We start from the raw sequence: 20,326 nt of genomic DNA on the forward strand, positions 1-20,326 counted from the left end.
GGGCAGGTCACCCGAGCCGGTAGTTCGGGCTCTCGCGGGTGATCTGCACGTCGTGGACGTGGCTCTCCTTGAGGCCGGCGCCGGTGATGCGGACGAACTGGCAGCCCTTGCGCATCTCCTCGACGGTCGCGCAGCCGGTATAGCCCATCGCCGCACGAAGGCCGCCGACCAGCTGGTGGATCACCGCGCCGGCCGAGCCCTTGTAGGGCACCTGACCCTCGATGCCCTCGGGGACCAGCTTGTCCGAGGCAGCGTCCTTCTGGAAGTAGCGATCCGCCGAGCCGCGCGCCATCGCGCCAAGGCTGCCCATCCCGCGATAGGACTTGAAGCTGCGGCCCTGGTAGAGGATCACTTCGCCCGGGCTCTCGTCGGTGCCGGCGATGGCGCTGCCGACCATCGCGCAGCTTGCGCCCGCCGCGATGGCCTTAGCGAAATCGCCCGAGAACTTGATGCCGCCATCCGCGATGATCGGCACCTCGCCCGCGGCCGAGGCCGCATCCATGATCGCCGTCAGCTGCGGCACGCCCACGCCTGCGACGATGCGCGTCGTGCAGATGCTGCCCGGCCCGATCCCGACCTTGACCGCATCGGCGCCCGCGTCGATCAGCGCACGCGTCGCCTCGGCCGTGGCGACGTTGCCGGCGACGACCTGCACCTCGTTCGAGAAGCTCTTGACCCGCTCGACCGCCTTGGCGACCCCGGCCGAGTGGCCATGCGCGGTGTCGATGACCACCATGTCCACCCCGGCCTCGATCAGCGCCTGGCTGCGCTCGAAGCCCTCTTCGCCCACAGTCGAGGCGGCGGCGACGCGCAGCCGGCCCAGATCGTCCTTGCAGGCCAGCGGGTTCAGCACCGCTTTCTCGGTGTCCTTCAGCGTCAGAAGGCCGGTCAGCTTGCCGTTGCCATCGGTGATCAGCAGCTTCTCGATCCGGCGCGCCTTCATCAGGCTGATCGCCTCGGCGCGGTCGGCAGGCTCGCGCAGCACGGCGAGGTTGTCGGCGGTCATCATCGCGCGGACCGGCGTGCGGTCGTCCTTGGCAAAGCGCATGTCGCGGTTGGTCACGATGCCGACGACGCGGCCGGCCTCGTCCACCACCGGAAAGCCGGTGACGCTGTAGCGCTCCTGCAGGGCCTTGGCGTCGGCCAGGGTCTGGTCCGCGCGCAGGGTGATGGGAGCGTAGACGATGCCGCTCTCGAAGCGCTTCACGCGGCGGACCTCGGCGGCCTGCTGCTCGGCCGTCAGGTTGCGGTGGATCACGCCGATCCCGCCCGCCTGCGCCATCGCGATGGCCATCCGGCTTTCCGTCACCGTGTCCATGGCCGAGGAGAGAAGCGGGATGTTCATGCGGATGGCGCGGGTGACATGGGTCGTCACGTCGGCCGTCGAGGGCATCACCGTCGAGGCGGCGGGAACCAGAAGCACATCGTCAAAGGTGAGGGCCTCGCGAATCTGCATGGGGGGCATCCTTGCGGCGATTTCGTTTGGCAGTTTCCCCTTTCACGGGCAGCGGGCTTTGTCCAGCCATCATCTGCGGCAGGCGAAGGCGTGTCCGGCAGGTCACGCGGCGGATGTATTCTTGACGCGGACGTTACGTCAGCGATGGCGGGGAATTGATCGATTGCTCGGTGCCGCTAGTCTGGTTTTGCGGGATCTCGGACCCGATGGGAGGAAAACATGAAAAAGATGACGACGGGGATCGCCGCGCTGCTGATGGGCACCGCCCCGGCGCTGGCGGGCGGGATCGAGCGGGCGCCGCAATCGCTCGCGGCGCTCTTCGAGCCTGGCAACTATGCGGAACTGAGCTTCGGCGGTGCGGACCCCACCGTCTCGGGCACGGACGCGGCCGGCTTCGACACGGGCGACGTGGCGCAGGGATACGGCTTCGTCGGCCTTGCCTACAAGCAGGAGGTCAGCCCGAACGTCTCATTCGGCGTGATCGTCGAGCAGCCCTTCGGCGCCGACGTCCGCTATCCCGACGGGCCTCCTGCAGGCAGCGGCTCGCCGGTGCTGGGCGGAACGGCGGCGCGCGTCGACTCGACGACCGTGACGGCACTGGCCCGCTACCGCATGGACAACAACATCTCGTTCCACGGCGGTATCCGGGCCTCGCGCGCAGATGCCGAGGTGACGCTGAGCGGCGCAGGCTACGGCGACATCTCCGGCTACAACGTCCGCATGGACCCCTCCTGGGGCACGGGCTACGTGATCGGCGCGGCCTACGAGATCCCCGACATCGCGGCCCGCATCTCGCTGACCTACAACTCGAAGATCACGCATGACTTCGACACGCGCGAGAACATCCTGCCGGGCGCCGTGACCACGACCGAGGTGAACACGCCACGCTCGATCACCCTGGAAGGGCAGACTGGCGTTGCTGCGGACACGCTGGTCTTCGGCTCGATCCGGTGGGTCAAGTGGTCCGAGTTCCAAGTGCGTCCCGCAGAGTTCTCTTCACTACCAGGTCTCTCGGCCGGCCTCGTCTCGCTTGAAGACACGACCACCTACACGCTCGGCGTCGGACGCCGGTTTACGGACAACTGGTCGGGCTTGGCCGCCTTCGTCTACGAACCGACGGGCGACGACCTCGTCTCGCCGCTGGCGCCCACCAATGGCCGCAAGGGCGTGACGCTGGCCGCGATCTACACGATGGACAACATCAAGATCACGACCGGCATCAACTATTCGAAGCTGGGCGATGCCCGTCCGCAGACGGGCGGGGCGCCGCGTGCCCAGATGGAGGACAGCGATCTCTGGGGCATCGGCGTCCGCGTCGGCTACAGCTTCTGATCGAGGCTCCGCGACCACGGCCCCGCCCTCACCGGCGGGGCCTTTTCTTTGCGCGGCCCGGCCATTACCTAGGGCCGCACGTCAGGAAGGGGCCGGAATGATCTATCGCAGCGCAGAGGAATGGCGGTCGGCCCCGGCCAAGCGCATCGTCCTGTTCGGGATGTCTGGCCTCGGCAAGACGCATCTTTCCTCGATGCTGCGGGGGACGGGCGAGTGGTTCCACTACAGCGTCGACTACCGCATCGGCACCCGCTACATGGGCGAATACATCGCCGACAACTTCAAGCGCGAGGCGATGAAGGTCCCCTTCCTGCGCGAGCTGCTGCTGTCCGACAGCGTCTACATCGCCAGCAACATCACATTCGACAACCTCGCGCCGCTGTCCACCTATCTCGGCAAGCCCGGCAGCCCTTCGCGCGGGGGCCTGCCCTTCGACGACTACTGCCTGCGCCAGAACCAGCACCGGCGGGCCGAGATCGCGGCCCTTCTGGACACGCGCCATTTCATGGAGCGGGCGGGCGGCATCTACGGCCTGCCGCATTTCGTCTGCGACAGCGGCGGCTCGATCTGCGAGGTGGTGGACCCCGAGGACCCGGCCGACCCGGTGCTGGATGCGCTGTCGCGCGATCTGCTGCTGGTCTGGATCAAGGGCAGCGAGGCGCACACGGCCGAGCTGGTGCGCCGCTTCGACCGCGCGCCGAAGCCGATGTACTACCAGCCCCAGTTCCTGGAACGCGCCTGGATCGCCTACCGGGTCGAGAAGGGGCTGGAGGAGGGCGAGGTCAATCCCGACGACTTCATCCGCTGGACCTATGCCCGCGCCCTCGCCCACCGCCAGCCGCGCTATGCCGCGATGGCTCGGCGCGGCGTGACGGTGCTGGCCGAGGAAGTCGCCGAGGTGACGCAACCTTCCGATTTCGACGACCTGATCGCGCGGGCCATCGCCCGCAAGGACCACTGACATGCCCATCACGCTGAACGAGAACCTGCCCGCCTACCGCATCCTCTCGGACGAGGGGGTGATGGTCATGAGCCCCGGCCGCGCGGCCACGCAGGACATCCGCCCGCTGCGGATCGGCCTTCTGAACCTGATGCCGAAGAAGATCCAGACCGAGAACCAGTTCGCGCGGGTCATCGGCGCCACGCCCCTGCAGATCGACTTCCAGCTCATCCGCATGTCGGACCACGAAAGCCGCAACACCGCCGCCGACCATCTCGCCAGCTTCTACCGCCCCTTCCGCGAGGTCGAGGCGAGCGGCGAGAAGTTCGACGGGCTCGTCATCACCGGCGCCCCGGTCGAGCACCTGCCCTTCGAGGAAGTCACCTACTGGGACGAGTTGACGCGCGTCTTCGCCTGGACGCAGAGCCATGTCCATTCCACCTTCGGCGTCTGCTGGGGCGGCATGGCGATGGCCTATCACTTCCACGGCCTGCCCAAGCACATGCTGGGCGGCAAGGCCTTCGGCTGCTTCCGCCACCAGAACCTCGCCCCGGCCTCGCCCTATCTGCGCGGTTTCTCGGACGATGTGCTGGTGCCCGTGAGCCGCTGGACCGAGGTGCGCCAGGAGGACATCGACGCCCGGCCGCGGCTGCGCACGCTGCTGGCCAGCGCCGAGGTCGGACCCTGCCTTCTGGAGGACACGGCGCATCGCGCGCTCTACATCTTCAACCACCTGGAATATGACAGCACCACCCTCAAGGAGGAATACGACCGCGACGTGGCGGCGGGGAAACCCATCGCGGTGCCGGCGAATTACTATCCGGGCGATGATCCCGCGCGCCCGCCGTCGAACCGCTGGCGCAGCCACGCGCATCTTCTCTACGGCAACTGGATCAACGAGATCTACCAGACCACCTGGTACGACATGAGCCGCATCGGAGAGCCCCAGCCATGACCCGCCCCGCGCCCGTCCCCGAACTGCCGCTGGTCGGCGCGATCTCGGACTACCTGGACCGCGACGCGCCCGAGGAGGTGCGGCGGGCCGTGCGCGAGGGGACCAAGCGCGAGATCCTGGACGAGAGCTTTCCCTATGACTGCATGATGCCGCGCGAGGATTACGACGCGGCGATGGAGCGCCTTCAGCTTCAATTGGTGCGGATGATGCATGGCGTCGCCGCACAGGGCCGGCGCGTGGTGGTCCTTTTCGAGGGGCGGGACGCGGCCGGCAAGGGCGGCACGATCGGGCGCATCCAGCAGAACCTGAACCCCCGCAACGCCTATGTCGTCGCCCTGCCGAAGCCGACCGAGCGCGAGGCGGGGCAGTGGTACTTCCAGCGCTACGTGGACTGGCTTCCGGCGGCGGGCGAGATGGCCCTGTTCGACCGCAGCTGGTACAATCGCGGCGTGGTCGAGGAGGTCTTCGGCTTCGCCACGACGGCGCAGCGCCGCACCTTCTTCCGCCAGCTTCCCGATTTCGAGCAGATGCTGGTCGATGACGGCGTGATTCTGGTCAAGCTGTGGCTGAACGTGGGCCGCGCCGAGCAGCTGCGCCGCTTCCTCGCGCGCGAGCGCGATCCGCTGAAGCAATGGAAGCTGAGCCCGGTCGATGTCGAGGGCCTCGGCAAGTGGGACGACTACAGCGCGGCCATCGCCGAGACGCTGAGCCTGTCGCATCTGCCCGTCGCGCCCTGGACGGTGATCCGCTCGGACGACAAGCGGCGCGCCCGCATCGCCGCGATCCAGACGCTGCTGCATGCCGTCCCCTTCGACGGGCGCGACCTGACGGCCATCGGCACGCCCGATCCCGTCATCACCGGCGGGCCCGAGATGCTGCGCATCTAGGCGGGTCAAGGCTTCGTGCACAGGCGCTTGCCGGCAGGTGCTTGCGCGGCGCGAGCACCGACCTTAGCCTTCGGTCAAACTGCAACAGGAAGGTCCGCCCCATGCGTCTTGCGCCCGCCTCGCTTCTGGCCGCGTCCACCGCCGCTTTCGCCCTGCCCGCCCTCGCCGCCGATCCCGAGCTGACCGTGCTCGATTGGGCCGGCTTCGATGTCCCCGAGATCTTCCAGGCCTATATCGACCAGCATGGGCAGGGGCCGACCTTCTCGTTCTTCGGCGACGACGACGAGGCGTTCCAGAAGGTCGCCTCGGGCTTCCGGGCCGACGTGGCCCATCCCTGCAGCCAGATGGTCGGCAAGTATCGCGACGCCGGCCTGATCGAGCCCTGGGACCCGGCGCGCATCCCCAATTTCGAGCAGATCGACGCGCGCTTCCTCGACAGCGAGGTCTTCCGCGACGACCAGGGCGTCTGGTTCATCCCGACGGACTGGGGCGCGACCGCCATCGCCTACAACACCGAGAACGTGCCGGCCGAGGATGTCCAAAGCCTTCAGGTCTTCGTGAACCCCGCCTATCAGGGCCGCACCTCGCTGCCCGACAGTGCGGACGATGTCTGGGCGCTCGGCTATCTGGCGACAGGCACCACCGATTGGGACGACGTGACCGACGAGCAATTTCAGGCCGCCGCCGACTGGCTGCGCCAGGCCCATCAGAACGTCGCGGCCTACTGGTCCGACCCCTCCGAACAGGCGCAGCTGATGGCCTCGGGCCTTGTGGACGTCGCGTGGTCGTGGAACGACGGCGTGGTCTATCTGCAGGGCGACAACTACCCGGTCGGCTTCCAGCGCGAGGCCGAGGAAGGCTCGTCGACCTTCTTCTGCGGCTTCGTGAACCTGGTGAACGGGCCGGGCAGCGAGGACAAGGCCTACGACTTCATCAACGCTTGGCTGGAGCCCTCGGCGGCCAAGGGCCTGCTGGACGCGATCGGCTACGGGCATACCTCGAACGCGGCCATGGCGACGATCGCGGACGAGCCGGCAGTGGCCGAGGGCCTGGCCGAGATCGACGTGCCGGTGCTGGCGCAGACCCCGAACGATCCCGAGCAGCGCCAGCGCCAGCTGGCCGAGTTCGAGCGGATCAAGGCCGGGTTCTGATCGGTGCTGCCGGACCGGGGGCTTCGCGCCCCCGGACCCCCGCGGGATATTTTTGCACAGAAGATGATCAGGCGGCGATCACGAGGTGGTCGCCGATCTGCGTGACAGGGACCGGGTCGAGGCCGCAATCGGCGCCGGCGATGGCCTCGCCGGTGGACTTGTCGAAGCTGGCGCCGTGGGCGGTGCAGAGGAGCCTCAACCCGTCCGCCGACAGCAGGTTCGTGCCGCGGTAGTCCAGCGGCAGGTACTGGTGCGGGCAGGCGTTGACATAGGCGCGGATGGTGTCGCCGTCGCGCAGGACCAGCAGCGGAAAGCTGCCGCGCGCGGTCGTGACGGTCAGGGGGTGGACGGTGGTGATCTCGGTGGCCGCGCAGATGCGGGTGCCGGGCACGGGCGCGCTGCTGTAATCGGTCCAGGCCATGATGGTGGGCGCGGCGGCCTCGGAGCCGCCGCGCCCCTCCTCCCTACTCGGCCGGCGCGGCGGTCAGGACGCCGCGGCGGATCTGGTCTTCCTCGATGGATTCGAAGAGCGCCCGGAAGTTGCCCTCGCCGAAGCCGTCGTCGCCCTTCCTCTGGATGAACTCGAAGAAGATCGGGCCGATGACGGTCTTCGAGAAGATCTGCAGCAGGATGCGCGTCTCACCCCCGCCCACGACACCCTCGCCGTCGATCAGAATCCCGCGCGCCTTCATGCGCTCGATCGGCTCCTCGTGGCCCTTCACGCGGCGATGCGACATCTCGTAATAGGTGTCGGGCGGGCCGGGCATGAACTCCATCCCCGCCTCGGCGATCTTGTCGGTGCCGGCGTAGATGTCGTTCGAGGCAATCGCGATGTGCTGGATGCCCTCGCCCTTGTACTCGCGCAGGTATTCCTCGATCTGGCTGTGATCGTCGGTCGACTCGTTGATCGGGATGCGGATCTTGCCGTCGGGCGAGGTCAGGGCGCGGCTGACGAGGCCGGTCTGCTTGCCCTTGATGTCGAAATACTTGATTTCGCGGAAGTTGAACGTGTCGTGGTAGAACTTGTACCACGTGTCCATGTTGCCGCGGATCACGTTGTGGGTCAGGTGGTCGAGGTAGTAAAAGCCGAAGCCCTCGGGGCGCGGGTTCGCCTCACCCAGCCAGTCGAAGTCGGCGTCATAGGCGCTGCCCGTCTCGCGGTAGCGGTCGATGAAGTAGAGCAGCGAGCCGCCGATGCCGTGGACGGCGGGCGCCTCGATAGATTTGCCGGGGCCGGTGTATTCCGTCGCGCCGAGGTCCAGCGCCCGCTTCAGCGCGACCTGCGCGTCCACCACGCGCCAGGCCATGGCCGGGGCGCAGGGGCCGTGCTCGTCCACAAACTCAGCGCCCTGGCTGCCCGACTCGGCGTTCAGCAGGTAGTTGATGTCGCCCTGACGGTAGAGGGTGATGTTCTTTGTCTTGTGCTTGGCCACGGGCGTGAAGCCCATCTGGCGGAAGATGCGGTCCAGCACCTCGGGCTGCGGATGGGCGTATTCGACGAACTCGAAGCCGTCGGTGCCGGCCGGGTTGGCCGCGCTGATGGTCGCCTTGGGGGCGTCGTGCGGGAACGGACCCATGCTGTATCCTCCTGTTCGCTTGGTTCATATGATCCCGCATCTGGCGTGCAAGAGGTGTGCAAAGGCGGCAAGTCAGCGAGCTGCCGCGCACGGAACTTGCAACATGACGCGAACGGATGCACGATCCGCGCATGGATCGCTTTGACGCCGCCCTCCTCGCCGCGCTTCAGCGCGACGGCGCCCTGACCAACGCGGCGCTGGCCGAGATCGTCGGCCTCTCGGCCAGTCAGGTCTCGCGCCGCCGGGCCGCGCTGGAAGGCGAGGGGATCATCGAGGGCTACAACGCCCGCCTCTCGCCCGCCCGCATGGGCCACGGCTTTCGCGCCATCATCCGCGTCAACCTGCGCGGCCACGGACAGGGGCGCGAGGAGGAGTTCGCCGCCTTCGTCGCCAGCCAGCCGATGATCCGCTCGGCCTTTTCAGTGTCGGGGGACGCGGACTACATCCTCGACATCAGGGCGCGGGACCTCGAAGGCTTCGCCGATTTCGTCCACCGCCACCTGCTGCCGCATCCGCAGATCGCGCAGGTCCGGTCCGAGATCGTGCTGAAGACGCTGAAGGACGAGCGCGGCGTTCCGCTGCCCTGACTTGAGCGGGTTTCATGATCTTCTGCCGCAATATGAATTTGCCGGCCGGCCCGCGCGCGCTTATATCACGGACTTCACGACGGAAAGGCCCCGCCATGCCCCTGCCCCTGTCCCCTGCCTTCAAGGCGCTGAACGACGCCGCCGCCAGCCGCATCCTGATCCTCGACGGCGCGATGGGGACGCAGATCCAGCAGCTGGGCCTGAAGGAGGACGACTATACCGGCCACGGCTCGGGCCATGTCTGCCGCCACCACTCGGACCATCCGCAGACCGGCAACAACGACCTTCTGATCCTGACCCAGCCCGAGGCGGTCGAGGAGATCCACTACCGCTATGCCAAGGCCGGGGCGGACATCGTCGAGACGAACACCTTTTCGGCCACGACCATCGCGCAGGCCGATTACGGGATGGAGGGCGCCGTCCACGACCTGAACGTCGAGGGCGCCCGCGTCGTCCGCCGGGCGCTGGACCGCGCCACGGCCGAGGATGGCCGCCCCCGCTTCGTCGCAGGCGCCATCGGGCCGACGAACCGCACGGCCTCGATGAGCCCGGACGTGAACGATCCGGGCTACCGCGCCGTGACCTTCGAGGATTTGCGCCGCGCCTATCTGCAGCAGGCGACCGGCCTCATCGAGGGCGGCACCGACATCATCCTGATCGAGACGATCTTCGACACGCTGAACGCCAAGGCCGCCATCTTCGCCTGCATCGAAGCGATGGAGGCGCATGGCCAGCGCATCCCCGTGATGATCTCCGGCACGATCACCGATGCTTCTGGGCGCACCCTGTCGGGGCAGACGCCGACGGCCTTCTGGCATTCGGTCCGCCACGCGAACCCTTGGACGGTGGGCCTCAACTGCGCGCTCGGCGCCGCCGCGATGCGCCCGCACCTAGCCGAGATGTCGGCGGTGGCGGACACGCTGATCTGCGCCTATCCGAATGCCGGCCTGCCCAATGCCTTCGGCCAGTATGACGAGGGCCCCGAGGACACCGCCCGCCAGGTCGCCGACTTCGCCCGCGAAGGGCTGGTCAATGTCGTCGGCGGCTGCTGCGGCACGACTCCCGATCATATCCGCGCCATCGCCGAAGCCGTGAAAGGCTTCGCCCCCCGGAAGGTGCCCGCTTATGCCTGATCGTTACCTGCGCCTCTCGGGCCTCGAGCCGTTCGTCCTGACCCCCGACATCCCCTTCGTGAACGTGGGCGAGCGGACGAACGTCACCGGCTCTGCCCGCTTCCGCAAGCTGATCAAGAACCGCGACTATGCCGCCGCGCTGGACGTGGCGCGCGACCAGGTCGAGAACGGCGCCCAGATTATCGACATCAACATGGACGAGGGGCTGATCGACTCGAAGGCCGCGATGGTCGAGTACCTGAACCTCATCGCCGCCGAGCCCGACATCGCCCGCGTGCCGATCATGATCGACAGCTCCAAGTGGGAGGTGATCGAGGCGGGTCTGCAGTGCGTGCAGGGCAAGCCCGTCGTCAACTCGATCAGCATGAAGGAGGGCGAGGAGCAGTTCCGCCATCACGCCCGGCTCTGCCTCGCCTATGGCGCGGCGGTCGTGGTCATGGCCTTCGACGAACAGGGCCAGGCCGACACCGCCGCCCGGAAGATCGAGATTTGCCAGCGCGCCTACAACATCCTGGTGAACGAGGTCGGCTTCCCGCCCGAGGACATCATCTTCGACCCGAACATCTTCGCGGTGGCGACCGGCATCGAGGAGCACAACAACTATGGCGTCGACTTCATCGAGGCCACGCGCTGGATCCGCCAGAACCTGCCCCATGCCCATGTCTCGGGGGGCGTGTCGAACCTCAGCTTCAGCTTCCGCGGCAACGAGCCGGTGCGCGAGGCGATGCACGCAGTCTTCCTCTACCACGCCATCCAGGCGGGGATGGACATGGGCATCGTCAACGCGGGTCAGCTGGCGGTCTACGACCAGATCGACCCCGAACTGCGCGAGGCCTGCGAGGACGTGGTTCTCAACCGCCGCCCCGACGGCACCGAGCGCCTGCTGGAGCTGGCCGAACGCTTCCGCGGCGACGGCGGCGGCGCCAAGCGCGAGAAGGACCTGAGCTGGCGCGAATGGCCCATCGAGAAGCGGCTGGAGCACGCGCTGGTCAACGGCATCACCGAATATATCGAGGCCGACACCGAGGAGGCCCGCCAGTCCGCCGAACGCCCGCTGCATGTCATCGAGGGCCCGCTGATGGCGGGGATGAACGTCGTCGGCGATCTCTTCGGCGCCGGCAAGATGTTCCTGCCGCAGGTGGTCAAATCCGCCCGCGTGATGAAACAGGCTGTCGCCGTCCTTCTGCCCTACATGGAGGAGGAAAAGCGCCTGTCCGGCGGCGAAGGGCGCGAGACCGCCGGCAAGATCCTGATGGCGACGGTCAAGGGCGACGTGCATGACATCGGCAAGAACATCGTCGGCGTCGTCCTCGCCTGCAACAATTTCGAGGTGATCGACCTCGGCGTGATGGTCCCGCCGCAGAAGATCCTGCAGGTCGCGCGGGACGAGAAGGTGGACATCATCGGCCTCTCCGGCCTCATCACCCCCTCGCTCGACGAGATGGTGCATCTGGCCTCCGAGATGGAACGCGAGGGGATGTCGATCCCCCTGCTGATCGGCGGCGCCACTACCTCCAAGATCCACACCGCGGTCAAGATCGCCCCCCGCTACATCCGCGGTCAAGCGGTCTACGTGACCGATGCCAGCCGCGCGGTCGGCGTCGCCTCGGCGCTCCTCTCCCCCACGCAGCGCGCGGACTACATCGCCAAGACCCGCGCCGCATACCTGGAAGTCGCCGAGCGCCACGAACGCGGCGAGGCCGCAAAGCAGCGCCTGCCGCTGGCCGCCGCGCGCGCCAACGCGCTGAAGATCGACTGGTCCGCCTATACCCCCACCACGCCCAGCTTCACCGGCACCCGCGTGATCGAGGACTGGGACCTGGCCGAGATCGCCCGCTACATCGACTGGACCCCCTTCTTCCAGACATGGGAGCTGAAGGGCGTCTATCCCCGCATCCTCGAGGACGAGAAGCAGGGCGAGGCCGCCCGCCAGCTCTTCGCGGACGCGCAGGAAATGCTGGCCCGCATCATCGAGGGGACGTGGTTCAAGCCCCGCGCCGCCCTCGGCTTCTGGCCGGCCAACGCGGTCGGCGACGACATCCGCCTCTGGACCGACGCGGCGCGCCGGACCCCCCTGACGACCCTCCACACCCTGCGCCAGCAGGTCACCAAGCGCGGCGACCGGCCGAACGTTGCCCTTTCCGATTTCGTGGCCCCCGAGGGCATCCCCGACCATGTCGGCGGCTTCGTCGTCACCGCTGGCCCCGAGGAGACCGAGATCGCCGCCCGCTACGAGCGCGCGAACGACGACTACGGCTCGATCATGGTCAAGGCCCTCGCCGACCGCTTCGCCGAGGCCATGGCCGAGATGCTGCACCAGCGCGTGCGCCGCGAGTTCTGGGGCTATGCCCCCGAGGAAGCCTTCGCGCCGGCCGAGCTGATCGCCGAACCCTATGCCGGCATCCGCCCTGCCCCCGGCTATCCGGCCCAGCCCGACCACACCGAGAAGCTCACCCTCTTCAAGCTGCTCGATGCCGAGGCGCACACGGGCGTCACCCTGACGGAAAGCATGGCGATGTGGCCCGGCAGCTCGGTCTCGGGCCTCTATATCGGCCATTCCGACAGCTACTATTTCGGCGTCGCGAAGATCGAGGAGGACCAGGCCCGCGACTACGCCGCCCGCAAGGGCTGGTCCCTGGCCGAGGCGGAACGCTGGCTCGCCCCCCTCCTCAACTACGATCCCGCCAAGCGCACGGCCGAAGCCGCCGCCTGAGCAAAGCGTGGCCGCCCCTGCTTTGGTCTCCAAATATCCCGGGGGGTGCGGGGGGCTGGCCCCCCGCCTCCGCCGGCCGCGCCAGCGGCCGGCAACAAGTCTCTCGACAGCCGCGCCAGCGGCCGGCGATCAATCCGCGCTGCTGCGGGAATAGACATCCTCGTAGCGGATGATGTCGTCCTCGCCCAGATAGCTGCCCGTCTGCACCTCGATCAGCACCATCGGCACCTTGCCGGGGTTCTCCATCCGGTGCACCGCGCCCAGCGGCACATAGATCGACTGGTTCTCGGTCACCAGCGTCACCGTCTGGTCCACCGTCACCCGCGCCGTGCCCGACACCACGATCCAGTGCTCGGACCGGTGCACGTGGCTCTGCAGCGACAGGGCCGCGCCGGGCTTCACGACGATGCGCTTGACCTGGAAGCGGTCGGCCAGCGCCAGCGTCTCGAACCAGCCCCAGGGCCGGTGATCGCGCGGAAAGGCCTCGGCCTGCTTGCGCCGCTTCTCCTTCAGCGAACTGACGGCCTTGCGCACCTCCTGCGCCCGGCCCTTGTCCGCGACCAGCACCGCGTCCGACGTTGCCACGACCACGAGATCCCGAAGCCCGATCCCGACGACCTGCAGATCCTCGCTGTCCGAGCGCAGCAGAACATCGTGGCAGTCGATCGCCGTGGAATGGGCATCGGCCACCACGCCGTCGGCCGAGGGCGCCGCCGTCAGCTCCTCGCGCCAGAGCGCGTCCCAGCCTCCAAGGTCCGACCAGCCCGAGGAGAAGCGCACCACCGACAGGTTCGCCGCCTTCTCCATCACCGCGTAGTCGATGGACTGGTCCTCGACGCCCTCCCACGGCCCGCGCGCGAGGCGCAGGAAGCCGAGATCCGGCACCGCGCCATCCACCGCCGCCTCGACTGGCTCGAGATATTGCGGCGCATGTGCCCGAAAAGACTCGATCATCGCCCGCGCCGAGAAGAGGAAGATCCCCGCGTTCCAGAGGAAGTTGCCCGCTGCCAGCATCCGCGCGGCGCTGGCGGCGTCGGGCTTCTCGACGAAGCGCGCCAGCGGCTGCGGCCCCTCGCCCGTGCCCGCCAGCTCCAGATAGCCGTAGCCCGTCTCCGGGCGGTCGGGGGTGATGCCGAAGGTCACGATCCGCCCCGCCCGCGCCGCCTCGGCGCCCGAGCGGACGGCGGCGGCAAAGCCCGCCGCGTCCGGGATGACGTGATCCGAAGGCGCGACCAGCAACAGCCGCTCCGGGTCCTCGGCCGCCGCCATCAGCGCCGCCGCGAGGATCGCGGGCGCCGTGTTGCGGGCCGAGGGCTCGATCACCACCTGCCCCGGCGCGATGCCCGCCTGCTCCAGCTGCTCCATGACGATGAAGCGGAAATCCGAGGCGGTCAGCACCATCGGCGCGCCGAACCCCTCGCCCGAGAGGCGCCGGGCCGAGGCCTGGAACAGCGTCTCGTCCCCCATCAGCGGCGCGAACTGCTTTGGGAACCGCTTGCGCGAGACCGGCCACAGCCGGGTTCCCGATCCGCCTGCCAGCAGCACCGGCGTGATTGTCTGCATCCTGTCCCCCGGCGCCACGCGCCTCTTGCCTCGATCAACCTGCATCAGGCCTGACATAATCGCGCCTGATCGCCAAGGGGAAGGCTTGCCGGACCGCCGCGGCGGGGCGATAAGTCGGCGGCAACGTCCGGGACGCCATGACAAACCAGATCGCCATCGCCCTCCTGATCCTGATCGCGCTTGTCCTTCTGGCAGATCACATGTGGCTGCACATGAACCTGCCGCTGTTCATCGCGCGCCAGACCGACCAGTTCATCGAATATCTCAGCTTCTGGCGCTGAAACCGTTAGCGCACCCAGCCATCTGGGCGTTTGCATCGCCCATTCTTGTTGGCTAGACGATGGGCAACCGTCATCTGTCGAGAAGGATTTCCCATGGCAGTCAAGGTCGCCATCAACGGCTTCGGTCGCATCGGCCGCAACGTCCTGCGCGCCATCATCGAATCGGGCCGCACCGACATCGAGGTCGTTGCCATCAACGATCTGGGCCCGGTCGAGACGAACGCCCACCTGCTGCGCTACGACAGCGTCCACGGCCGCTTCCCCGCCACCGTTACCGTCGACGGCGACAGCATCGACGTGGGCCGCGGCCCGATCAAGGTGACCGCAATCCGCAACCCGGCCGAGCTGCCCTGGGGCGACATCGACGTCATTATGGAATGCACCGGCATCTTCGCCAGCAAGGAAAAGGTGCAGCCGCACCTGTCCACCGGCGCCAAGCGCGTGCTGATCTCGGCCCCCGGCGACAATGCCGACAAGACCATCGTCTACGGCGTGAACCATGACACGCTGACCGCGGACGATCTGGTCGTCTCGAATGCCAGCTGCACGACAAACTGCCTGTCGCCGGTGGCCAAGGTGCTGAACGACACGATCGGCATCACCCGCGGCTTCATGACCACGATCCACAGCTACACGGGCGACCAGCCGACGCTGGACACGATGCACAAGGACCTCTACCGCGCCCGCGCGGCGGCCCTGTCGATGATCCCGACCTCGACCGGCGCGGCGAAGGCCGTCGGCCTCGTGCTGCCCGAGCTGAAGGGCAAGCTGGACGGCGTCGCCATCCGCGTGCCGACGCCGAACGTCTCGGTCGTGGACCTGACCTTCGAGGCAGCCCGCGACACCTCGGTGCAAGAGATCAACGACGCGATCCGCGCTGCAGCAGACGGCCCGCTGAAGGGCGTTCTGGGCTACACGGACGAGCCGCTGGTGTCCTCGGACTTCAACCACGACCCGCACAGCTCGGTCTTCCACATGGACCAGACCAAGGTGATGGAGGGCAAGCTCTGCCGCATCCTGACCTGGTACGACAACGAGTGGGGCTTCTCGAACCGCATGTCCGACACCGCGGTGGCGATGGGCAAGCTGATCTGAGCCTTGCGTCAGGGGAATTCAGAGGGGCGGCAGGGCGACCTGCCGCCCCTTTTCTATTCGGCGTAGATCATCCGGGCGGACATGCCGCCGTCCACGACGAAGCGTTGGCCGGTGACGAAGCCCGCCTCGTCCGAGGCGAGCCAGGCGACCAGCCCCGCGATGTCCTCGGGCCGGCCGACACGGCCGACCGGGTGCTGCGACTTGTCGGTATTGGAGTGCTCAGGCTCGGTTCGCCCGCTGCGCTTCTGCCAGGGGCCGGTCTCGATCCAGCCGGGCAGGACCGCGTTGGCGCGGATGTCGGGGCCGAGGCTGACCGCCAGCGCATGGGCCAGCGCCACCAGCCCGCCCTTGGCCGCGGCATAGGATTCCGTCTGCGGCTCAGATTGCAGCGCACGGGTCGAGGCCATCAGCACGATGCTGCCCTTCCGCGGGCGCAGCAGCGGCACGGCCCCGCGCACGCAGAGGAACGCGCCGGTCAGGTGGCTGTCCTGCCAGCGGCGCCAGTCGGCCAGCGACATCTCCTCGATGGGGCCGTTATACGGGTCGGCCACGCCGGCATTCGAGACCAGAAGATCCAGACCATCGCCGCCCAGCCACTCGGCCACCGCGCGAAAGCCGGCCATGACCGAGGCTTCTTCGCCCATGTCCACCTGCACCGTCAGCAGCTCGGCGTCATCCGCTTCAAGCTCGTCCAGCGCCTCGGCGTCCAGGTCGAAGGCGGCGACTCGCCAACCGTCGCCGCGCAGGCGCTGCACAATTCCCTTGCCGATGCCCTGCGCGCCGCCCGTGATCAATGCCGTCTTCATGTGATGCCCCCGCTTTTTCAAAGGGGCCAACCCGCCAGCGCGGAGGGCGTTCCGGCTCAGACCTTCACGCGGCCGAGGCGGCGGGAATTGGCGCGGGTGCGCTTGCCATAGGGGCGCAGGGCTGCGGCCATGACGCGCTCGGCGCTGGCGCCCTTGCCGGCGGCCGAGGCCATCGCGAAGAGCGATTCGCTCGCGGCGGCCTGCTTCTCGGCGACCATGCGGAACGGCTCGCCCGGGGCCTGCGCCATGAAGCCCATCATCCCGGCCATGCGAAGGCCGATGACCATCTGCGCCTCGATCGCCATCTGGGCGAATTGCATCACCAGCCGCAACTGCTCGACCGGAAGGTTCAAGGGCATGCCGAGTTTCATGAGCGTTCCAATCTGCTGTTGCGGACACCGAAGCGGGACCGACAACTTAACTAGGTGCAGCAGCAGCCGGGCGACAAGCCCCACCAACGGACATGGCGGGCGGAATCTTCGCGCGCCTTCTTGGCAAGCGCGGCGCGCCGGGTATAGAGGCAGGCCATGACCGACAGCATCACATTGCGCCGCCCCGACGACTGGCACCTGCATCTGCGCGACGGCGTGATGCTGCAAGCCGTTGCTCCGCACTCGAAAGACTTCGGCCGGGCGATCATCATGCCGAACCTGGTGCCGCCTGTCGTCACCGGCGCTCAGGCCGCCGCCTATCGCGACCGGATCGTGGCAGCCCTGCCGCAGGGTGCGGCGCTTCAGCCACAGATGACGCTCTATTTGACCGATGCGACGGAACCCGCCGACGTGGTGGCCGCCTTTCGCGCGGGCATCATCCGGGCGGTGAAGCTGTATCCGGCAGGCGCGACGACCAACTCGGCCTCGGGCGTGACCGACTTCGCGCGCGTCCAGCCGGTGCTGGAGGCGATGGCCGAGGCCGGCGTCACGCTGTGCGTGCATGGCGAGGTGACGGACCCGGCCATCGACATCTTCGACCGCGAGGCGGTCTTCATCGACACCGTGCTCGACCCCCTGCGCCGCCGCACGCCCGGCCTGCGCGTCGTGATGGAGCATATCACCACCGCCGAGGGCGTGGCCTATGGCCGCGCGGGCGGCGAGGATCTGGGCGCGACGATCACCACGCATCACCTCGTCATCAACCGCAACGCCATCCTCGCCGGCGGCATCCGCCCGCATTATTACTGCCTGCCGGTGGCCAAGCGCGAATCCCACCGCCTTGCCCTGCGCGAGGCCGCGACCTCGGGCGAGGGGCGCTTCTTTCTCGGCACCGACAGCGCGCCGCATACGGATGCCGCGAAACTTCAACCCTGCGGCTGCGCCGGCTGCTTCACCGCGCCGAACACCATGTCGATCCTCGCCCAGGTCTTCGAGGATGACGGCGCGCTGGACCGGCTGGAGGCCTTTACCAGCCTGAACGGCGCCACCTTCTATCGCATGGCCCCGAACGAGGACCGCATCCGCCTGACGAAGCGGGCCACCCCGGCCGCCTACCCGGCGCAGATCGAGGTCGGGGCCGAGGTGGTAACCGTCTTCGACCCCGGCTTCCCGCTTCACTGGCACCTGGAGACCGTATGAGCCTGACCTTCCCCGCCCGCGAGGAGATCGCGCGCCTCTCTGCCCGGATGCTGCTGGAAATCAAGGCGGTGGACTTCAACGCCGCCCAGCCCTTTACCTATGCCTCGGGCCTCAAGGGGCCGACCTACGTGGACTGCCGCCGCATCATCAGCTTCCCGCGCGTGCGCGCCACGCTGATGGACTTCTTGGCAGCCACCGTCATGCGCGACGCCGGCTTCGAGGCCTTCGACAACGTGGCGGGCGGCGAGACGGCGGGCATCCCCTTCGGCGCGCTGGTGGCGGAACGGCTCGGCCTGCCGATGACCTATGTCCGCAAGAAGCCCAAGGGCTACGGCCGCAACGCCCGGATCGAGGGCGTGATGACCGAAGGACAGCGCGTCCTGCTGGTCGAGGATCTCACCACCGACGGCGGCAGCAAGCTGTCCTTCGTCAACGCGATCCGCGAGACGGGGGCCACCTGCGCCCATACGGCGGTCGTCTTCTACTACGGCATCTTCCCCGAGACGATCCAGCGCCTCGGCGATCACGGTGTGCAACTGCACCACCTCTGCACCTGGTGGGACGTGCTGGCCGAGGCCCGCGCGCAGGCCGCCTTCGACGAGGCGACGCTGGCCGAGGTCGAGGCCTTCCTGACCGATCCGCGGGCATGGCAGGCGGCGAACGGCTGAACCGGGGTTATCCCCATCATTCTACGGCCGGCCCCGATGACGGGCCGGCCGCTTTGGGTCTAATGTGACCGCAATCAAGAAGGGCAGTCAGGCATGAGCAGTCTCCCCGTCACCACCGCGCGTGTGATCGTCCCCGGCCAGGCCGAGGCGCAGGACAAACAGGCGGTCCCCTATTCGCTCGAGGCCGAGCAGCAGCTTCTGGGCGCGCTCCTGACCAACAACGATGTCTTCGACCGCGTCAGCCAGATCATCCGGGCCGAGCACTTCTACCACCCGGTCCATGCCCGCATCTTCGAGATCTGCGCCGAGCGCATCCGCCGCAACGCGCTGGCGAGCCCGGTGACGATCAAGGCCTTTCTCGAACATGACGACGGGCTGAAAGAGCTGGGCGGCCCTGCCTACCTGGCCCGCATGGCGGCCTCGGCGATCAGCGCCTATGCGGCGCGCGACTATGCCCAGATGATCCGCGAATTCGCCCTGCGGCGCGAGCTGATGCAGCTGGGGCAGGACATCGCCGCCCGCGCCGCCACCGTCGAGGTGGGCGACGACGCCGAGGAACAGATCAAGGCGGCCGAGCAGACGCTCTACAAGCTGGGCGAGGCCGGCGTGGCCGAGCGCGGCTTCCAGAGCTTCCTCAAGGCCGTGACGGGCGCCGTGCAGGCCGCCAACGCCGCCTATCAGCGCGACGGCAAGCTGTCGGGCATCTCGACGGGGCTGATCGACCTCGACGCGAAGATGGGCGGGCTGAACAATTCCGACCTCATCATCCTCGCGGGCCGTCCGTCGATGGGGAAGACCTCGCTCGCGACCAACATCGCCTTCAACATCGCGAAAGCCCACAAGATGGGCGAGAAGCCCGACGGCACGCATGGCACGATCGAGGGCGGCGTCGTCGGCTTCTTCAGCCTCGAGATGTCGGCCGAGCAGCTGGCCGCCCGCATCCTCTCGGAGGCCGCCGAGGTGTCCAGTCATCGCATCCGCTCGGGCGACATGGACGAGGCCGAGTTCCGCCGCTTCGTCGAGGCCGCGCACGCCCTGCAGAACTGCCCGCTCTATATCGACGACACGCCCGCCTTGCCGATCAACCAGCTGGCGGCGCGGGCGCGAAAACTCAAGCGCACGCATGGGCTTGACGTGCTGATCGTCGACTATCTCCAGCTGCTGAAGGCAGCATCCGCCAAGGACAGCCGCGTGAACGAGGTCTCCGAGATCACGCAGGGCCTCAAGGCTGTGGCGAAGGAGCTGAACATCCCCGTCATCGCCCTCTCGCAGCTTTCCCGCCAGGTCGAGAACCGCGAGGACAAGCGCCCGCAGCTTTCGGACCTGCGCGAATCCGGCTCGATCGAGCAGGACGCCGACATCGTGATGTTCGTCTTCCGCGAGGAATACTACAAGGAACGCGAGAAGCCGTCGGACAGCGATCTGGATGCCATGGCCAAGTGGCAGCAGGTGATGGAGGCGGTGCATGGCAAGGCCGAGGTCATTCTCGGCAAGCAGCGCCACGGCCCCATCGGCACGGTCGAGCTGGCCTTCGAGGGTCAGTTCACCCGCTTCGGCAACCTCGCCAAGGACCGCCAGAGCCAGTGGGACTGAACCTGTGGGACTGAAACC

Annotated in this window: 19 protein-coding genes; 13 read left to right on the forward strand and 6 right to left on the reverse strand. The window is 67.9% G+C overall.

All coding sequences use genetic code 11. The features are described from left to right. Window positions 1-7: 7 nt before the first annotated feature. Window positions 8-1,456 (reverse strand): IMP dehydrogenase, encoded by a 1,449-nt coding sequence (gene guaB, locus BLP73_RS03235; protein ID WP_090740240.1) that lies wholly within the window; start codon window positions 1,454-1,456, stop codon window positions 8-10. 219 nt (window positions 1,457-1,675) lie between these two features. Here guaB and BLP73_RS03240 point away from each other — a divergent pair, with 219 nt between their 5' ends. From BLP73_RS03240 to BLP73_RS03260, 5 genes are all read left to right on the forward strand, one after another. Beyond that, window positions 1,676-2,788 (forward strand): OmpP1/FadL family transporter, encoded by a 1,113-nt coding sequence (locus BLP73_RS03240; protein WP_090740242.1) that lies wholly within the window; start codon window positions 1,676-1,678, stop codon window positions 2,786-2,788. Window positions 2,789-2,885: 97 nt separating this feature from the next. Next, window positions 2,886-3,749 (forward strand): ATPase, encoded by an 864-nt coding sequence (locus BLP73_RS03245; RefSeq protein WP_090740244.1) that lies wholly within the window; start codon window positions 2,886-2,888, stop codon window positions 3,747-3,749. A gap of 1 nt (window position 3,750) precedes the next feature. After that, window positions 3,751-4,683: a homoserine O-succinyltransferase gene (locus BLP73_RS03250; RefSeq protein ID WP_090740246.1), complete on the forward strand. Its 933-nt coding sequence runs from the start codon at window positions 3,751-3,753 to the stop codon at window positions 4,681-4,683. Further along, entirely contained in the window at window positions 4,680-5,570 is an 891-nt protein-coding gene (gene ppk2 / locus BLP73_RS03255) for a polyphosphate kinase 2 (protein WP_090740248.1), read from the forward strand. Before BLP73_RS03250 ends, ppk2 begins: the two co-directional genes overlap by 4 nt. 101 nt (window positions 5,571-5,671) lie before the next feature. Next, window positions 5,672-6,721, forward strand: coding sequence for an ABC transporter substrate-binding protein (locus BLP73_RS03260; RefSeq protein ID WP_090740250.1), 1,050 nt, complete (start codon window positions 5,672-5,674; stop codon window positions 6,719-6,721). Window positions 6,722-6,788: 67 nt separating this feature from the next. On the opposite strand, the gene BLP73_RS03265 is transcribed toward BLP73_RS03260, so the two are convergent. Together BLP73_RS03265 and hppD are read right to left on the reverse strand one after the other, a co-directional pair. Continuing rightward, window positions 6,789-7,142, reverse strand: coding sequence for a Rieske (2Fe-2S) protein (locus tag BLP73_RS03265; protein WP_090740251.1), 354 nt, complete (start codon window positions 7,140-7,142; stop codon window positions 6,789-6,791). 43 nt (window positions 7,143-7,185) lie between these two features. Then, window positions 7,186-8,298, reverse strand: a complete 1,113-nt coding sequence (gene hppD / locus BLP73_RS03270; protein WP_090740253.1) for a 4-hydroxyphenylpyruvate dioxygenase — start codon at window positions 8,296-8,298, stop codon at window positions 7,186-7,188. Between the two features lie 131 nt (window positions 8,299-8,429). Between hppD and BLP73_RS03275 the strand changes: the two genes are divergently transcribed. From BLP73_RS03275 to metH, 3 genes are all read left to right on the forward strand, one after another. Further along, window positions 8,430-8,885, forward strand: coding sequence for an Lrp/AsnC family transcriptional regulator (locus BLP73_RS03275; RefSeq protein WP_245686534.1), 456 nt, complete (start codon window positions 8,430-8,432; stop codon window positions 8,883-8,885). Between the two features lie 95 nt (window positions 8,886-8,980). Then, window positions 8,981-10,018, forward strand: a complete 1,038-nt coding sequence (locus BLP73_RS03280; RefSeq protein WP_090740255.1) for a homocysteine S-methyltransferase family protein — start codon at window positions 8,981-8,983, stop codon at window positions 10,016-10,018. Continuing rightward, complete coding sequence (metH, locus tag BLP73_RS03285; RefSeq protein ID WP_090740257.1) at window positions 10,011-12,731, forward strand: methionine synthase; 2,721 nt, start codon at window positions 10,011-10,013, stop codon at window positions 12,729-12,731. Before BLP73_RS03280 ends, metH begins: the two co-directional genes overlap by 8 nt. Window positions 12,732-12,860: 129 nt before the next feature. Here the strand turns inward: metH and BLP73_RS03290 are convergent, their stop codons facing one another. After that, window positions 12,861-14,294 (reverse strand): mannose-1-phosphate guanylyltransferase/mannose-6-phosphate isomerase, encoded by a 1,434-nt coding sequence (locus BLP73_RS03290; RefSeq protein WP_090740259.1) that lies wholly within the window; start codon window positions 14,292-14,294, stop codon window positions 12,861-12,863. Between the two features lie 137 nt (window positions 14,295-14,431). Here BLP73_RS03290 and BLP73_RS19305 point away from each other — a divergent pair, with 137 nt between their 5' ends. Both BLP73_RS19305 and gap read left to right on the forward strand, forming a co-directional pair. After that, window positions 14,432-14,575 (forward strand): hypothetical protein, encoded by a 144-nt coding sequence (locus BLP73_RS19305; RefSeq protein ID WP_175453219.1) that lies wholly within the window; start codon window positions 14,432-14,434, stop codon window positions 14,573-14,575. A gap of 93 nt (window positions 14,576-14,668) precedes the next feature. Then, window positions 14,669-15,670: a type I glyceraldehyde-3-phosphate dehydrogenase gene (gene gap, locus BLP73_RS03295; protein ID WP_090740261.1), complete on the forward strand. Its 1,002-nt coding sequence runs from the start codon at window positions 14,669-14,671 to the stop codon at window positions 15,668-15,670. 53 nt (window positions 15,671-15,723) lie between these two features. On the opposite strand, the gene BLP73_RS03300 is transcribed toward gap, so the two are convergent. Further along, a complete protein-coding gene (locus BLP73_RS03300) occupies window positions 15,724-16,476 on the reverse strand; it encodes an SDR family NAD(P)-dependent oxidoreductase (protein ID WP_090740263.1) in 753 nt (250 codons plus the stop codon). A 56-nt stretch (window positions 16,477-16,532) separates the two neighbouring features. Further along, the gene (locus BLP73_RS03305) at window positions 16,533-16,835 is read right to left on the reverse strand and encodes an antibiotic ABC transporter (protein ID WP_245686535.1); all 303 of its coding nucleotides are present in this window, start codon (window positions 16,833-16,835) and stop codon (window positions 16,533-16,535) included. A gap of 168 nt (window positions 16,836-17,003) precedes the next feature. Here BLP73_RS03305 and pyrC point away from each other — a divergent pair, with 168 nt between their 5' ends. The 3 genes from pyrC (at window position 17,004) to BLP73_RS03320 (ending at window position 20,308) form a co-directional block, all read left to right on the forward strand. After that, window positions 17,004-18,047 carry a dihydroorotase gene (gene pyrC, locus BLP73_RS03310; protein WP_090740267.1) on the forward strand — a complete coding sequence of 348 codons (1,044 nt, stop codon included), beginning with the start codon at window positions 17,004-17,006 and terminating at the stop codon, window positions 18,045-18,047. Continuing rightward, a complete protein-coding gene (locus tag BLP73_RS03315) occupies window positions 18,044-18,715 on the forward strand; it encodes an orotate phosphoribosyltransferase (RefSeq protein WP_090740269.1) in 672 nt (223 codons plus the stop codon). Before pyrC ends, BLP73_RS03315 begins: the two co-directional genes overlap by 4 nt. Window positions 18,716-18,808: 93 nt before the next feature. Then, window positions 18,809-20,308 (forward strand): replicative DNA helicase, encoded by a 1,500-nt coding sequence (locus BLP73_RS03320; protein WP_090740271.1) that lies wholly within the window; start codon window positions 18,809-18,811, stop codon window positions 20,306-20,308. Window positions 20,309-20,326 lie beyond the last annotated feature (18 nt).

The sequence above is a fragment of the Paracoccus tibetensis genome (assembly GCF_900102505.1).
Classification (GTDB): domain Bacteria; phylum Pseudomonadota; class Alphaproteobacteria; order Rhodobacterales; family Rhodobacteraceae; genus Paracoccus; species Paracoccus tibetensis.